The organism is Myroides odoratimimus (assembly GCF_004337635.1).
Taxonomy (GTDB): domain Bacteria; phylum Bacteroidota; class Bacteroidia; order Flavobacteriales; family Flavobacteriaceae; genus Flavobacterium; species Flavobacterium odoratimimum.
In genome coordinates, this window is the sequence record NZ_CP037427.1 from 139,897 (window position 1) to 152,651 (window position 12,755).

Genomic DNA, 12,755 nt, shown 5'->3' on the forward strand with positions numbered 1-12,755 from the left:
ACACACAAACATAAACAACTATCATTAATCAATATTTTTTAACTTAAAAAACAAACTTACCATCATAAAAACAACCAAAAACAAGTAAAAAACACAATAGTTATAAAAAACATATTCTTTTTAAAATACTTTATTTATGCTTCCTTTTAACCTATTTCTTCACATTTAATGAAACAAAAAAAACAGCCATATATAGCTATATTAACTATACATGACTGCTCATGTTTCATTTTATTAGAACATCGTACTGATACGTCGTTTTAACTTATTTAATACCTTACTAGGAGCCTCCTTTACTTTACTGCTTTAATCTTCTCTACCCAGGTATTCCATAATTGTTGAGCGACCTTATCAAGATCAGGACGTTTCCCTCCGCCATAGACTTCATAATCATTAGAAGTCTCTTCATCATCTTCATAGAAGTAATAATAAGTATAAACTTCTTTTGCCCAAATCTTTTTTGAGATTAACCCTAATAGCTTCCTTACTTTCTCTTCGCGTTCATCTATATTAAAACGAATAGTATAATTTCCTTCTTTAAAATAAAAATCTAATGATGTATCATAAATAACCTCCTTAGTATTTTCTCTTAAATTCTTAGGACATACTTTTAAATGGTATTCTTCACTTACCCAATATTCAGCAGGTGTCTCTTGTCCCTGTTGTACATAATCAACGATATCAGCCAAATACTTAATATTCGCTGTATGGTCCATTAAAGAATAATTCTGTGTAACATTAACCTCTACTTGTGCCAAATGCCATAATCGATTAACAGCTTCACGTTCCTCACTAGGTAACTTGTATTCTTGAGGAATTTCATCTACTGTACTCTGATAGCGCCCATGTCCATCAAAAGCATCGACTATCATATCAAAATACTTACTTGCATTATTTCTATCATTTAACCCATGATAAGACCAAGCTAAACTAAACCAATAATTAACCTTCGCTACCTCATCTACTAAATCAAAATACATAGGGTTACTGAAGAACTCTTCTGTTAATTCAATAGTTTTATAAAAATCGTGCTTCTTATATCTCACATAAGTAAAGAAGTCTGCTGCCATATAGATCATCTCTGATACAATGTCCTCATCCTCTATTTCTTTTTGTTCAAATCGCTCTTTTAAGCTGTAATAAAATAACTCTGCCTCCTCATATTGATCAGCATTAATATGATTCTTTAAAATACGTCCTTGAACAGACATCCACTCACTGCTAAACTCATCGTGATACGTTAATAGTTCTTGAGAGAAATACTCAACTTCTCTAAACTCTTCTAATGTTTCTGCTAAAAACAAACCATTGTCTAAGTTCTCTATAAATGGAGACAACTCATACCCTTTGCGATGAAGGGTTAAGGCATATCTACAGTCATCAGTCTCATAAGTATCTTCCTTTAATTTAGATACATTTCTGATCGCTATTCCCAGGTTATTACACAGCATCGCATAGCCATGACTATTATTATTCACCTTTGGGCCTTCTCCTCTATCAAAATAAGCATCAAGTTGAGGGATGACTAATCCTCCTATTTCTTTTGCCTGTTCATAGTACTTTAATGCCCTTTCATTATCTTCTCCTTTTAGTTCTCCAGCTTTTTCTAGAAAACGAGTCATCAAGTTGTACCCATAAAAACTATCACATCGAATAGGATAATCCTCTATTGACACACCAAATTTCTCTGCTAATTCATAATAAGTAAAAAATAGAGAACTAGTCACTTCCTTTACCACTGAATAATACTTACCTAAAGTTTCGAAAGCCTTCTTTGAATTTTTTTCTACTACGAGATAGTAACGTATTTTCATACGAAGTACTATTTCATTCTCAGGGTTAGTTTTTAACTCTTCCTCTATTATATCAGCGAACCTCATTCCATATTCACGTGTATTCTTCGCTCCGAATTCTTCAGGATAATCAATACCGATATGATATAATAAAGAGATTAAATTCCAATACCCCTCTAATTTACCTGCTTTATACAGTTCTTCTATTTCTTTTCCAAAATTGACACTATACTCATTTCCATGAAAGATATAGAAAGAGTTTAATAGTTCATAAGCCTCATTATACTCCCCTCTTTCTAAAAATAATCGTCCTCCTTGATAAGTAGCATAATAGTGATCTGGGAAGTGATCATAAGCTAACTTATAAAAAGATACTGCTGTACTATAATCTTCTAACTCACGATATAGATAAGCTATCATATAATAAGTCTCTCCGAACTCTTTATCTTGCAGACTATAATCGTCTTTTAATAACGATATTTCAATTAACTTATCATGTAGCACCTCAATTGCTTTCTCTTTAAGCTCTAATTTAGTCTCATAGATCCAAGATAACCAATCAAAAGCACTAAACACAGACTTCTTATCAGTAGGCAGTTTATCTATAATCTCTTGTGCTGTAGACATCATCACAGAGACATCGTCATAGTATGGCCCATTATAGATTCGTATCTTCCAGAATAGCGCATCCTTATCTAAAGCATCTTCCCTTAAGATTTCTTCTATAATAGATAATATTTGTTCGGATACCTCCTGATTCTTATGATATAATTCTATTTTTTGCTCTTCATTGGCATTAGACAAATCATCTCCCATCACCAACTGATCATATAATTCTTTTATTTCGTCTAATCGTTTATCTTTTTGCTCCATAAAGCACATCTTTCCTTTTTTGTATAAATAAACGATAAAGATAATACTTTAACCTATTCCCTAAAAAGACGCCTAAACATTTTACCCTAAACCCTAAACAAAAAAAGACGAACTATCGTTCGTCTTTTTTATAATATCTATAAGTTCTTTTTTCATTTAATGCCTTCTCCTCTTCTATAAATTCTTCTGGAATCACTTTTAAGAAAGAAGGGTGTTGCTCTATCGCCATCTCTACTTTTTCTACGATTTGCTCTATAGTATCATTCTCGTAGTCAATATCTAAAGGCTCCTTAATAACCATAGACTGTAGAATTCCTTTTTTCTTAAGGTGTAATCCCTTTTTATCAAAAGACCTTCTAAAACCATCTATTACGATAGGAACTACAATAGGCTTATAATTCTTAATAATATGAGCAGTTCCTTTTCTGATAGGTTTAAAAGACTTAGTAGTCCCTTGCGGGAAAGTGATTACCCATCCATCATCTAGAGCTACTTTAATATTCTCTACTTGATCTTGATTTACTTCTCTCTTTTCTTCTAACTCTTTTCCTTGGCTTCTCCAAGTTCTATCTACCGTCACAGCCCCTACATAAGCTAATATACGCGGTAACCATCCAGCCTTCATTGTTTCAGATGCAGCTACATAATACAGATTTAACTTTGGCTTCCAGATATAAAATATATTCTTGATAGAATCTTCACGTCCTTTAAGACTTGCATTAAATACATGGTACATTGCTACCACATCAGCAAAGTAAGTTTGGTGATTTGAAATAAATAATACATGCCTATCTGGCAATTGCCTAAGCACTTCAGAGCCTTCTATTTGTAAGCTATTAAAGCCACGGAAACGCTGATGCGTTGCAAATCCAAAAACCCTAATTATCCACTTCTTTAAAAATAAAATATGACCAAATGGATTTCTTTTAAACAATCCCATAATTCACACACATTGGTTCGAACTACAAAATTACAACTTTTACTCCTCTACTTTGTTAATTAAATGAAATAAGTCATACTTCTAAATACTAAATAGTATTAAATAAACACTAATATACTGAATAACAGAACAGATAAAGAATCAATATTTTTTTTATAACCTACTTATATATCTGCTTAATTGTCTCCTTTAACTCACTTAACATCATCGCCGTAGCTCCCCAAATCGTAAAATCTTTGTATACATACGCTGGCACATCTATAAACTTAGCATAACTAGTTTGTAGCCCTACCTCTTTGACAATGCTGTCGTCTAACAGAGTCTTGAGTGGCATCTCTATCACACTAGCTACCTCATCTACACTTAATGTCATTTTAGGCGTATGGTCTATCACTCCTAAATAAGGTTGTACGATAAAATTACTAGGAGGTATATACACCCTCGTAAACGCTTTTAGCACTTGTATTTTACTAGGAGACACTCCTATTTCTTCATCCGTTTCTCTTAGCGCTGTCCTCTCTAATGACAAGTCTTCTTCCTCATACTTCCCTCCTGGGAATCCTATTTGTCCTGAATGCACTCCACCACAGCTAGCTCTTTCGATTAATAAGATAGAAGTATCCTCTCCTTTAGGGTATAAAAGCATCATCACAGCAGAATATCTCGGATCCTTCTTAATGAAATCATCTACAGCTAAGTAAGGGCGCCTTTCTTCAGGCACCATCAGTTGCTGTGCTTCTACTCCTAGTAGATTAACACTTTTAATTTCAGGTATTCTATGTAAAAGAGAATCAAAAGTCATATTTTTGTACACGTATAAATTACAACTACTAAAATTACAATTTTATTATCTATGTTTAGCAAAGAAGAAGCACAACGAATAAAAAAAGAATTCTGGATAACTTTTGCAGATGAATATCCTCGCAAATGGTTATTACACAATACTAAGATTAAAGATTTCTCTTTTAAATTCTACGCTGATAACAAAAAAGCACAAGTTTTATTAGACATAGAACACAAAGACGAAGAAAAAAGAAAAATCTATTTCGAAAAGATTGAATCTCTAAAAACAATCTTACTTGAAGAATATCTTCCTGAAGCTATTTTTGAAAGAAACTTCTACCTAGAAAACGGTAAATTAATCAGCCGTATTTGGATAGAACAACCTAATGTTTGTATCAATAACAGAAAAACCTGGAATGAGATCTATGATTTCTTTAATGATAAAATGAACCTTTTTGAATTATTTTTCTACGAACACGAAGATTATATAAGAGATTTAGAAATAAACACGTAATTTTAGCGTTATACATCTAAGTTTCTAAACAAGAATGCGTTATCTAAGCTTTTTTATTATCTTATTTACACTATGCTTTACAGCTAGTAATGCACAAGAAAATCAACCTTATCAGAAAGATTCTTTGTCTTATGTTAAGGTGCATTACTCTGAACATGAAGCACCTAAGTTAATAGAGAGAGACACCACTCGAATTTTTAAAAACTTCGAACAAAAAAGTAAAAAAACAAAAGTAGGACGTTTTTTCAACAAACTTGTTTATAAGAATAACAAGAAGCTTATAGCGAATGCTCCCGATATAAAAACAAACCAACACCTAGAATTAGGCGAAGGAAAAGTTATACGCAATATCTATATCAAGACATTAGACCCTTTTGGGTTTTCTGATACGGACTCTCTAAAGACACCTAAAAACAAAGTAGAGGAAATAGGAAATAAGCTCCACTTCAAAACAAAAAGCTTTACCATCAAGAACTTTCTAATCTTCAAAGAAGGAGAGCGTTTTGACTCTTTAAAGATTAAAGAAAGTGAGCGTCTTTTGCGTACCCAGAGCTTTGTCAGAAAAGTAACAATGTATCCTATTCCTACATCACATCCAGATTCTGTAGATGTCCTCATAAGGGAGTTAGACTCTTGGAGTATATACCCAACCGGCTCTATCTCTACTTCATCTTATAGGATAAAACTACGTGACAGAAACTTTGCTGGTCTAGGACATGACGTGATTCTTCAGTATACGAATAGATACAAAGAAAAAAAACAAGGGGTATACTTCGATTATACGGTTAACAATATTCAGAATACCTTCATAAGAGCTAATCTATTATATAATAAACAAGTTTGGGGAGACTATGTAAAAGGTATTGTAGTAGACAGACCTTTTTACTCTCCTTATGCTAAATGGGCAGGAGGCGTGACCTTATCTCAGCATTTTAGAAGAGATTCTCTACCTGATATTAATAATAATTACAGTTACGAATCACGCAAGTATAATACAGTAGATACGTGGGCAGGATATTCTATTCCTTTGTTTAAAAGCTATAAGGACAAACCTGTTATTACCAATCTTAGAACCTCACTGCGATATATAAAACAAAACTATGTAGAAAGTCCACAAGAACAATATGATCCATATGGATTCTATAGAGATCAGAGTACCTATTTAGCTTCTGTTAGTTTAAGTTCCATCAACTACGTCCAAGATCAATACATTTTTAACTATAATATTATTGAGGACGTCCAAGTCGGTAAAGTATTCGCACTGACAGGAGGCATGAGAGATCAGTACGGCAAGCGAAGAGCCTACTATGGAGCCAAACTAGCAATGGGAGGATATACTAGACTTGGCTATTTCTCTGGCAATGTCGAATGGGGAAGCTACTTCTATGGCAATAATTCAGAGCAAGGCGCTTTACGATTAGAAGGAACCTATTTCACTAAGCTATTTATTATGGGAAACTGGCGTTTTAGACACTTCTTTACTCCTCAGTTTATCTATGGATATAATCGTTATGATCACATCGGAGATGAACTTAGATTGGATAATGTAATCCAAGGAATACGTGCCCAGAAAGTAACAGGATCAAAACGTCTAGCCTTCGCTTACCAATGGCAGTCTTACGCGCCTTATGAGTGGAAAGGATTCCGTTTTAACCCTTATTTCAGTTTCGAAGGTGCCTTTATTACGAATAAGAGCGAAAACTTATTTGATTCTAAATTCTATTCTAGATTCAGCATCGGACTTGTTGCTTATAATGATTATCTAGTTTTTAGTAAAGTAGCACTCTCTCTTGTTTTCTACCCTACTATGCCTGATACAGGATCTAGCGTCATCAGAGCTAACTCTAGACAGTACAATATGAATCTACCAGACTTTAACTACGATAGGCCTCGTACCGTATCGTATTATTAATAAAATCCCCAAAGCAGTTAGTCTACTTTGGGGATTATTTTTATCTATTCTTTAGATATTGTTGAAATCTATAAATCTCTGTTTCTGCTGCTACATTATGCATGATTTCCTCATCTATAGGAGTTAATTCTACATGTCGTCTAGCCATCACTATTTTCATCGTTTCTAGAGCTTTCTCTACTTTATATGTTTCAGAAGACTCTCCTCCTCCCCAAGTAAAACTTGGTAAAAATGTCTTAGGAAATCCTCCTCCGAAGATACTACATCCCACCCCCACTACAGTTCCTGTATTGAACATGGTATTAATACCACTCTTACTGTGATCTCCCATCATTAAACCACAGAACTGCAAACCTGTATTTTCATACGATTGAGTCTCATAGCTCCATAATTTCACAGGACTATAGTTATTCTTTAGATTAGAGTTATTTGTATCTGCACCTAGATTACACCACTCTCCTAATACAGAATTACCTAAGAATCCGTCATGCCCTTTATTAGAATATCCAAACATCACAGAGTTACTCACTTCTCCACCTACTCTACAGTGAGGCCCTACAGTAGTAGCTCCATAAATCTTAGTTGCTAGTTTCACCTGCGCTTCTTCACATAGTGCAAATGGCCCTCTAATAACCGAACCTTCCATGATCTCAGCATTCTTACCGATATAAATAGGCCCTGTAGAAGCATTTAATGTTACAAATGCTAACTTAGCTCCTTCTTCTATAAATACATTCTCTGGAGCGATTACATTTACACTCTTCGGAATGTCTTCTGATATTCTATCTTCTGTAATTAAAGCAAAATCTGCACGAATAGCAGCGTCGTTCTTCTCGAATATATCCCATTTGTGCTCTATCTTCATCAATTCACTCTCACATACCAATAACTCATAGTCATCGAAGTTCACTTCTTCTTGAGAGTCTTGTGTATAGAACGCCACTATATCTTCATTATAGATAACAGCCTGCATAGGTTGTAATTCCTTAATTAAATCAGCTACCTCTTGATTAGGTAGATAAGCCGCATTAATCATTACATTATTCTCCACCTCTATCATTGGATATTTAGTAGATAAATATTCCTCTGTCAGAGTTGTAGTTGTATAACGCAGGTAATTTTCCCATTTTTCGCGGATAGTCAATATTCCTACACGAATATCTGCTACTGGTCTAGTAAACGTAAACGGCAATAAGGCTGTTCTTACGTCTCCATCGAATAAGATATAGTTCATAGTATATAATTCAAGATTTTAAAGGTTTAAAGTTAACGAATCTACAGTAAAAAACAGTGATAACGATCAATTAAATAATACTCTATTCATACATAACAAATTCACTCCACAACCTATCTACTTCAAAATAAATCCTTTATCTTTAAAATAAAAAATATTATGAAAAAACTATTGCTATTATTCGGTCTCGTCCTATGTACACTATTAATTAGCTGTAGTGGCTCTGATACTTATCAAGGTGAATGGAAGGCTACAGATGAAAACAATAAACACTTCACCATCACATTCGAAAAAAGAAAATATACTATCACCAGTGAAGATGGACAAGTCAGCACACATAACTACACCGAATTTGAACATCACACCATAAATAGTATTGAGACCTACGGTATCAGGATGATAGAAGAAGGAAAAGAACTATACATACACTTCCCGATCAAGAACAATAATGTCATTGCCTTTATACAAACCAAAGGAAAGCAAGTATTATACACACTCTCTAGAGACGCATATCTCACCACATCAGATGTATATAAACTATAAAAAAAGCCTCTCAAGTGATTGAGAGGCTTTCGTATATGATAAGCTAAAATTATTTACCAAATTTAGCGTATTTGTTTTTGAATTTGTCAATACGTCCTGCAGTATCGATAAGTTTAGATTTACCTGTGTAGAATGGGTGAGATGTACGAGAGATCTCCATTTTGTACACTGGGTATTCTACTCCGTCAACTTCGATTGTTTCTTTAGTCTCTACTGTTGATTTTGTGATGAATACGTCATCATTTGACATATCTTTAAATGCTACTAATCTGTAATTTTCTGGGTGAATACCTTTTCTCATGATAAATTCTATTTTAAATTGTGAGCTACCTTCCATTTCGAAGCTTTCTATTTTCAAGAAAGGTGTAAACTTCCGATAACTTTTTAGTTATACTTATGTATTTTATTTCAGATTGCAAATGTACAATATAATTTGAAAAATCAAATAACTATTTTACTTTATTTACTGATTTTATCAATCCCTTATAATATCCTATTCGTTATCAACTAATAAGCTTAGACACTATCTCCCAATCCTTATCCTCTTCTATCTCTATATGTATATCTATAGTATCTTCTATAGTATCACAATATCCTCCTATAGCCTCTCCATCTACATCATCACTCGCTAAATAACAAAAGATATCTCTTACACCCCTGCGCGTCATTTTACCTATATATTGTATATCTGACTGAGTTCTTCTTAAGATATCTATGATATTATTCTCTATTTCTTCTAATCGTTCGTTTTCTTCCCATGTAGGGTACTCACGCTCTGTCTCTACAAGTGATAATTCTATAACAAATGCATAAGGATATTTATCCTTGTCGCTAAAGTTAGCATAAGACATATTAATCACTCCAGTAGCTTTAAAGCCGCCTACCTCTAAAACACGAATACTCATACTTTGATCGCTCATAACTCTTTTAATTTTGAAACTAAATATACAAAAATTTTCGCATTTTAACATTTTTATATTTTAGTGAAGCTTTAACAATCCTATCTTTGAAAACACTAACCCTATTTAAGACTAAAACATTATGTTTAAAAAATTAATCACACTCGTATTCTTATTGATTACAGTGCTGGCAGTCGCACACCCTGATCAGAAAAAAGTAGAACAGGCTCTGTACAACTTAAAGAATGTAACATTCAAACAACTAGAGTCTAAAGATGACTCATATCTATTGTATGAACTTAGAGTAAGACAACAAGTAGATCACACAGATCCTTCTGAAGGTTATTTTTATCAAAAGGTACACTTCTATCACAAGGATTTTGATCACCCTATGATTATGGAGACTAACGGTTATGATCTATATGTACGTGCTAGCGAAATGGTAAACTATCTACAGAGTAACTATTTAAATATAGAACACAGATTCTTCGGAGAGTCTATTCCTGAAGGCAAACCATGGCAGTATCTTACTATGGAACAAGTAACAGCTGACTTACATGAGATCAACCAACTATTCAGAGAAATCTATACAAACAATAAATGGATCAGTACAGGTATTAGCAAAGGTGGACAGACTAGCATCTACTATAAATACTTCTATCCTAATGATGTAGATGTAGCGATTCCGTATGTAGCTCCTTTTAACCAAGCGTTAGAAGAGCCTCGTATATATCCATTTTTAGCAAATGTGGGAGACAAATCATGTAGAGACAAAATCTACAATATCCAGGTAAAACTATTTGAAAATAAAACACAGATTCTAGAAAAGCTTAAATGGTATGCTAAAGGAGCTAGACTGTCTTTTAACTATTTAGGTTCTTTAGAAAAAGCTTTTGAATACGCAGTATTAGAATACAGCTTCGGATTCTGGCAAAGTGGTCACTCATGTGCTACATTCCCAAATACAAAAAACATTGATGAACTAACAGAACACTTCCTTAGTGTGAGTAATATAGACTTCTTTAGTGATCAAACGATCAAGCGATACGAATCTCACTATTATCAGTCAGGAACACAGCTAGGATACTACGGATATGACATCACTCCATTCAAGAAATACGTGAGCTTTACGTCTAACCCGTTAGCTACCTTTATGCCTGAAGGAACTACATATAACAACTTTAACGATGCACTAATCCAAAAAGTAAAAACATGGTTAGAGAATGATGCGAATAACATTATCTATGTATATGGCGAGACAGATACATGGAGTGCCTCTATGGTAGTACCTAGTGCTAAGGTCAACTCTAAAGCTTACGTACTTCCTAAAAAAGATCATGGACAAGCGCGTGTGAAGAATATGACTCCTGAGATGAGAACGCAGTTCTTCTCTACGTTAGAAAAAATGACAGGACTAAAACCCCTAAAATAACTTGAAGAAATAAAGCCAAAAGCGCCTTTCTCTAATGAAAAGAGAAAGGCGCTTTTGGTTTCTAACACTCCTTATAGGTAAATATTATATAAGTCACTTCTTTATTTTTTATAAGCGAGATAGAATCCTATACCAATCAAAATAAAGAGTATAGAAAAACAGATATTCAAAAACTTAGCTACTTTAATTCCAAAGGTATTTCGTATCCAAGCCATATTAAACACAGGTCCTCCTGTCTGATCATACATGTGCTCATATGCTTTAATAGAACAGAATAAAAGCACACCTCCTATCAATACGAGTCCTATACCTCCATACTCTGGATGTTCTCTAAAAAGAGTATGAAAATACTCTGAAATTAAATCTAACATACTTCATCATTTTTACGCTCCACATCCCTCTATATTATTCTTTTGCATAAACATTTTATATAAAAATAGAATACTAAAATACAATATAAAAACACATCAAAAAAAAACGCTTTTCAAACAAACCTATACCCTACTATACATCCCCTATACTTCATTCTATTTAAGTGCCCCTTTACTCAAAATTAAATTACTCAACCTATAACTCCCTCCACACAGAACCCAAATTTTAGATTAGTCGTAGATCCCCTATCAATACAAGAATCATTCTTCGACTAATGACCTCTCTACTCCACCATTCTCGGCTTATTCTCCATGAATTGTCGAGCAAATAAGAACCAACACCAGTGTACGCAAGGGATTACAAGGGGGTATCATATTAGGTACATCATATCATTATTTGTATCAATATAGCTTCTATCCCTTATAAATAAAGAGATTAGCAGTAAATATCTCTTTTTAGCATTCTAAAAAAAATAGGATACTTTTTTTATAAAAAGGGTTAAAAACAGCGTTTCGAACCGAAAATTTTAAAAAAACAGAAGATTATAGCTCAAATAAGGGGGTATACAGCTACATTTTAGATCAGAATAAAAAAACTGGATTATGAATTTTAATTCCCATTGATAAAAAGACGCTCCACATACTCACTTTCAATATGCTTATAAATTATTAGATTAGATATCCTTCTAGTATAGAAAGAACCAATAAATGAAAGCACGACAAGACCTTCTGCATCTTCACAACTTTACTGTTTTATAAAAAGAATAGATAAATAAGATGATTAGTGCACATTCTGTTAACAAACTCCCATTACATACCGTTCTAAAAGGGTTATTTTATTATATTTGTAAATCATATTTATAGATAACCAATGAAGAACCCAGTAAATAAAGTAGGTATTACTTTCGGAATCATATTAGCCATCTATTACACACTATTTAACAGTGTAATATTTTTTACAGACAAAGCCCTATTTGCCAATACTTTCGCTGGTTTTTTTAATATGGGTGTGATGGTTATCTTAGGGATACTGACTATCTATTTTGCTCGTAAAAAAGCAGGAGGATATGTTACATTCAGAGAAGGTTTTACTCCATTCTTCTTGATGGTCATCATCGGAGTGACTGCGAATATTATCATTTATAATATTCTTTTTAATATCGTGGATCCTTCTGCTAAGGAGGAAATCAGCAAATCTCTTTATGATATGTTAATCAAAACATTAGACGGGTCTGGACTTCCACAAGAACAAATCAATGAACAATTAGAAAAAGCTAGAAATATCAACCAATTTGCTCCTAAATCACAATTGTTTTTATGGGCAGGTAGTGTACTTAGAAATTCAATACTAGGGATATTATTAGCTGCTATATTTAAAAATAAATCAGAATTCGTAAACCCACATCCTGAAATTAATCATGATGTAGATACTGATTTTAATAAAGATCATAAATAATCTAG

General features: G+C 33.4%; 12 protein-coding genes. 5 read left to right on the forward strand and 7 right to left on the reverse strand.

The annotated features are described in order from the left end of the window. Positions 1 to 293: 293 nt before the first annotated feature. The 3 genes from E0Z07_RS00640 to E0Z07_RS00650 all read right to left on the reverse strand — a co-directional run bounded on the left by E0Z07_RS00640 (position 294) and on the right by E0Z07_RS00650 (position 4,408). Entirely contained in the window at positions 294 to 2,666 is a 2,373-nt protein-coding gene (locus E0Z07_RS00640; protein WP_230456747.1) for a tetratricopeptide repeat protein, read from the reverse strand. 112 nt (positions 2,667 to 2,778) lie between these two features. After that, positions 2,779 to 3,606 (reverse strand): lysophospholipid acyltransferase family protein, encoded by an 828-nt coding sequence (locus E0Z07_RS00645; protein ID WP_006258695.1) that lies wholly within the window; start codon positions 3,604 to 3,606, stop codon positions 2,779 to 2,781. 160 nt (positions 3,607 to 3,766) lie between these two features. After that, complete coding sequence (locus tag E0Z07_RS00650) at positions 3,767 to 4,408, reverse strand: NUDIX hydrolase (protein ID WP_006258696.1); 642 nt, start codon at positions 4,406 to 4,408, stop codon at positions 3,767 to 3,769. 51 nt (positions 4,409 to 4,459) lie between these two features. Here E0Z07_RS00650 and E0Z07_RS00655 point away from each other — a divergent pair, with 51 nt between their 5' ends. Both E0Z07_RS00655 and E0Z07_RS00660 read left to right on the forward strand, forming a co-directional pair. Continuing rightward, complete coding sequence (locus E0Z07_RS00655; RefSeq protein WP_006258697.1) at positions 4,460 to 4,903, forward strand: DUF4268 domain-containing protein; 444 nt, start codon at positions 4,460 to 4,462, stop codon at positions 4,901 to 4,903. Positions 4,904 to 4,937: 34 nt separating this feature from the next. Further along, positions 4,938 to 6,815, forward strand: a complete 1,878-nt coding sequence (locus E0Z07_RS00660; protein ID WP_006261818.1) for a BamA/TamA family outer membrane protein — start codon at positions 4,938 to 4,940, stop codon at positions 6,813 to 6,815. Between the two features lie 40 nt (positions 6,816 to 6,855). Here E0Z07_RS00660 and E0Z07_RS00665 read toward each other — a convergent pair whose 3' ends face one another. After that, a complete protein-coding gene (locus E0Z07_RS00665) occupies positions 6,856 to 8,049 on the reverse strand; it encodes a GlmU family protein (protein WP_006261819.1) in 1,194 nt (397 codons plus the stop codon). Positions 8,050 to 8,208: 159 nt separating this feature from the next. Here E0Z07_RS00665 and E0Z07_RS00670 point away from each other — a divergent pair, with 159 nt between their 5' ends. Beyond that, positions 8,209 to 8,592, forward strand: a complete 384-nt coding sequence (locus tag E0Z07_RS00670; protein ID WP_006261820.1) for a hypothetical protein — start codon at positions 8,209 to 8,211, stop codon at positions 8,590 to 8,592. Between the two features lie 49 nt (positions 8,593 to 8,641). Here the strand turns inward: E0Z07_RS00670 and E0Z07_RS00675 are convergent, their stop codons facing one another. Together E0Z07_RS00675 and E0Z07_RS00680 are read right to left on the reverse strand one after the other, a co-directional pair. Then, positions 8,642 to 8,893, reverse strand: coding sequence for a type B 50S ribosomal protein L31 (locus tag E0Z07_RS00675; protein WP_025125308.1), 252 nt, complete (start codon positions 8,891 to 8,893; stop codon positions 8,642 to 8,644). Positions 8,894 to 9,095: 202 nt separating this feature from the next. After that, positions 9,096 to 9,512 (reverse strand): DUF695 domain-containing protein, encoded by a 417-nt coding sequence (locus E0Z07_RS00680; protein WP_006261821.1) that lies wholly within the window; start codon positions 9,510 to 9,512, stop codon positions 9,096 to 9,098. Between the two features lie 121 nt (positions 9,513 to 9,633). On the opposite strand from E0Z07_RS00680, the gene E0Z07_RS00685 reads away from it, so the two are divergent. Beyond that, positions 9,634 to 10,923 carry a S28 family serine protease gene (locus E0Z07_RS00685; RefSeq protein WP_006261822.1) on the forward strand — a complete coding sequence of 430 codons (1,290 nt, stop codon included), beginning with the start codon at positions 9,634 to 9,636 and terminating at the stop codon, positions 10,921 to 10,923. A 101-nt stretch (positions 10,924 to 11,024) separates the two neighbouring features. On the opposite strand, the gene E0Z07_RS00690 is transcribed toward E0Z07_RS00685, so the two are convergent. Next, a complete protein-coding gene (locus E0Z07_RS00690; RefSeq protein ID WP_006261823.1) occupies positions 11,025 to 11,294 on the reverse strand; it encodes a hypothetical protein in 270 nt (89 codons plus the stop codon). 871 nt (positions 11,295 to 12,165) lie between these two features. Here E0Z07_RS00690 and E0Z07_RS00695 point away from each other — a divergent pair. Continuing rightward, positions 12,166 to 12,750: a DUF4199 domain-containing protein gene (locus E0Z07_RS00695; protein WP_006258705.1), complete on the forward strand. Its 585-nt coding sequence runs from the start codon at positions 12,166 to 12,168 to the stop codon at positions 12,748 to 12,750. Positions 12,751 to 12,755 lie beyond the last annotated feature (5 nt).

Coding starts and splice junctions, on each gene's coding strand:
- E0Z07_RS00650 (WP_006258696.1), bottom strand. CDS start 4,408: ATGACTTTTGATTCTCTTTTACATAGAATACCTGAAATTAAAAGTGTT.
- E0Z07_RS00670 (WP_006261820.1), top strand. CDS start 8,209: ATGAAAAAACTATTGCTATTATTCGGTCTCGTCCTATGTACACTATTA.
- E0Z07_RS00645 (WP_006258695.1), bottom strand. CDS start 3,606: ATGGGATTGTTTAAAAGAAATCCATTTGGTCATATTTTATTTTTAAAG.
- E0Z07_RS00675 (WP_025125308.1), bottom strand. CDS start 8,893: ATGAGAAAAGGTATTCACCCAGAAAATTACAGATTAGTAGCATTTAAA.
- E0Z07_RS00680 (WP_006261821.1), bottom strand. CDS start 9,512: ATGAGCGATCAAAGTATGAGTATTCGTGTTTTAGAGGTAGGCGGCTTT.
- E0Z07_RS00695 (WP_006258705.1), top strand. CDS start 12,166: ATGAAGAACCCAGTAAATAAAGTAGGTATTACTTTCGGAATCATATTA.
- E0Z07_RS00640 (WP_230456747.1), bottom strand. CDS start 2,666: ATGGAGCAAAAAGATAAACGATTAGACGAAATAAAAGAATTATATGAT.
- E0Z07_RS00690 (WP_006261823.1), bottom strand. CDS start 11,294: ATGTTAGATTTAATTTCAGAGTATTTTCATACTCTTTTTAGAGAACAT.
- E0Z07_RS00685 (WP_006261822.1), top strand. CDS start 9,634: ATGTTTAAAAAATTAATCACACTCGTATTCTTATTGATTACAGTGCTG.
- E0Z07_RS00655 (WP_006258697.1), top strand. CDS start 4,460: ATGTTTAGCAAAGAAGAAGCACAACGAATAAAAAAAGAATTCTGGATA.
- E0Z07_RS00665 (WP_006261819.1), bottom strand. CDS start 8,049: ATGAACTATATCTTATTCGATGGAGACGTAAGAACAGCCTTATTGCCG.
- E0Z07_RS00660 (WP_006261818.1), top strand. CDS start 4,938: ATGCGTTATCTAAGCTTTTTTATTATCTTATTTACACTATGCTTTACA.